We start from the raw sequence: 2,516 nt of genomic DNA, 5'->3' as shown, positions 1-2,516 counted from the left end.
GGAATTCGTTGTACATTTTGCTGGTGTCAAACAGGCAGAAATGTACAGGCGGAACCAAACTCAGGCTGCGTGGCTCGACAGAGCTGGACTTCAGCATAATAGTACCGGTACGGGCAATACCACATTTAGAGCCGCTAAAACCAGCCTCAATATCGGTAAAGAATTCGTTTTTCCAGTCGTCGATTTTTCGCTCAAAACCACACGCTTCAATATTAGTATCGGCCAAAGCTGCACGGGCCAGCTGACCATGTTCTGTTTCCAATGGGAGCAGAATGTTTTTCAAGCCTTTACCTTCGGCTGCTTGGCGGAATACTTGCGGCCAGTTGGATTTGGTAACCCAATAGATTTCAGTTTTGACGGCACGCATGGCGGCCGCCCAATGTTTCAAACGCTCGACATCGTTTGCCCAAGAAACACCCATTTTACGGTAATACTCGAAAACCGGCGGTTCTTCCATCGGCAAGGCATCGGCTTTTTTCAATTTCGCTAAAATATTTTCGCGCGCGCTCATGCTTTACCTCCGGTACGTTCCAACAGGAAAGATGCAATATGTTTCGGACGTGGCATATTGGGTTCGTCTTTGGCAATTTTACCGCCGATATTCATCATGCAGCCGCAGTCCGCGCTGATGATTTCAGTTGCGCCTGTTTCTTTCAGTGCTGCAACTTTGTCGGTTACCATCGCGCCGGAAATATCAGCCTGTTTCACAGAGAATGTACCGCCAAAACCGCAGCATTCACTTTCATGGTCATGAACGATACGTTCAACATTTTCCATACCGTCAATCAGCTGCCAGCCTGACACATGGACATTCATCTCACGACGCGCCGCGCAGGAAGTATGAACAGCCACTTTAACCGGCTCGCCTTTATCTTCAGGTTTGTAACCAATCGCCAGCAGGAAGTGGGTAAATTCAATGATACGATTGGCACAATCAATGGCTTTTTGTTCGTACTTGGTACCTTTAAACAAAGTCGGCCAGTGGTGTTTCATCATGCCGCCGCAAGAACCGGAAGGCACGACAATCGGCCAATTTTCAGGGAATAAATCCAGTTGCGCTTTGGCAACATCAAAGGCTTCTTTAGGATGACCTGACGAATAGGCCGGTTGACCGCAGCAGCTTTGCTCCATTGGATAATGGACACGGATACCCTGTTGTTCGATTAAAGTGATGGCATCCATACCGGCTTCAGGCATAAAAAGGTCGAGAACGCAAGTACCGAAGAAATAAGCATCGGTTGGCTTGCTGTCGAATACAGTGATTTGTGGTGGTTTGATTGCGCTCATTTTTTTGGAACGGGACAACCCGTTTTCTTGTGTAAAAATAAGATGGGTACTTTAAGTAATTGCTTGTAATGGGTCAAGTCTAATTTTAAAAAATAATATTAAAAAAGCATGACAAACCAGACAGACACCTCTCTCTTATTGATTTGATAATCTACATAATAACCACTATCAATAAAGAAATTGATGGATTCATTTTTTAATGAATGAAACTCGTACATTCTCTCTCTATTTAAAACAGAATAACTGCCTCTTTATAGAATTTTGATTTACATCAGAAGTCATGAACTTAATCTCTATGACACGTTTTTAGACGAAACAAGCAATCCGCTATGCTGTAAATATGTTTCAGACGGCCATATTGGAATAAAAAGATATCTAAGACAATAAAAATAAAAGTTTTTCTCACAAGACTCAGGCCGTCTGAAAGATAAGATCGTCAAAAGGCCTCTTTCCATCTGCTTAATCCTACTTTTAATCAAAATCAAACACTTAAAAATCATCGTTCCTAACCTTGAAAACCCTTTGCACACTCAAGCACTTCCAGTATCATTGAGACAGTTTCTTGACGCAAAATTACAGTCTTAGCCGCCCACAATCGGCATGGATTTGCAAAAGAAGTGAAACCAAGCTTCAAAACAATTTCACCTTAATTTCGGAGTAGGCATTATGTTGACCCAGACTCAACAGGTTGATTTGACCTTGCATCACCTTAAAGAACGCACCCTATCGATATACACTCCCGAACAGCGTGCAAGCATCGAGGCATCTGAAGACTGGAAACAGTTTGACAGACGACTTGAGGAACACTTTCCAAAACTGATGCACGAGCTGGACAATGTTTACAACAACAACGAAGCCGTCCTCCCCATGCTGGAGCAACTGATTTCCCAAGCATGGCAAAGCTATTCCCAACGCAACGCATCTTTAAAAGATATTGATATCACGCGCAAAAACGATCCTGACTGGATTTTGTCCAACAAACAGGTTGGCGGCGTGTGCTACGTCGATTTGTTCGCAGGCGATCTGCAAGGTTTGAAAGCCCAAATCCCTTATTTCCAAGAATTGGGTCTGACCTATCTGCACCTGATGCCCCTGTTTAAATGTCCCGAAGGCAAAAGCGACGGCGGCTATGCTGTCAGCAGCTACCGCGATGTCAATCCAGCTTTGGGCACAATAGACGACTTGCGCGATGTCATTGCCGCACTGCACGAAGCAGGCATTTCCGCCGT

The 2,516-nt window shown here is 44.4% G+C and carries 3 protein-coding genes; 1 reads left to right on the top strand and 2 read right to left on the bottom strand.

Annotated features, from left to right (window positions below; all coding sequences use genetic code 11):
- Positions 1-511 (bottom strand): lactate utilization protein C (locus tag Q1M25_RS09520; protein ID WP_300484075.1); only part of this gene is annotated, 511 nt, incomplete at its 3' end.
- Entirely contained in the window at positions 508-1,287 is a 780-nt protein-coding gene (locus Q1M25_RS09515) for a (Fe-S)-binding protein (RefSeq protein WP_300484076.1), read from the bottom strand. The genes Q1M25_RS09520 and Q1M25_RS09515, both read right to left, overlap by 4 nt.
- A 666-nt stretch (positions 1,288-1,953) precedes the next feature.
- On the opposite strand from Q1M25_RS09515, the gene Q1M25_RS09510 reads away from it, so the two are divergent.
- Positions 1,954-2,516, top strand: a 563-nt coding sequence (locus tag Q1M25_RS09510; protein ID WP_300484073.1) for an alpha-amylase family glycosyl hydrolase, incomplete at its 3' end; no start/stop codon positions are given.

Source organism: uncultured Neisseria sp. (assembly GCF_951230505.1).
Classification (GTDB): domain Bacteria; phylum Pseudomonadota; class Gammaproteobacteria; order Burkholderiales; family Neisseriaceae; genus Neisseria.
This window is presented reverse-complemented; position numbering and strand designations above follow the sequence as displayed.

Excerpts from the sequence above, each read along its gene's own strand:
- Q1M25_RS09515 (WP_300484076.1), bottom strand. The coding sequence starts at position 1,287 with ATGAGCGCAATCAAACCACCACAAATCACTGTATTCGACAGCAAGCCA.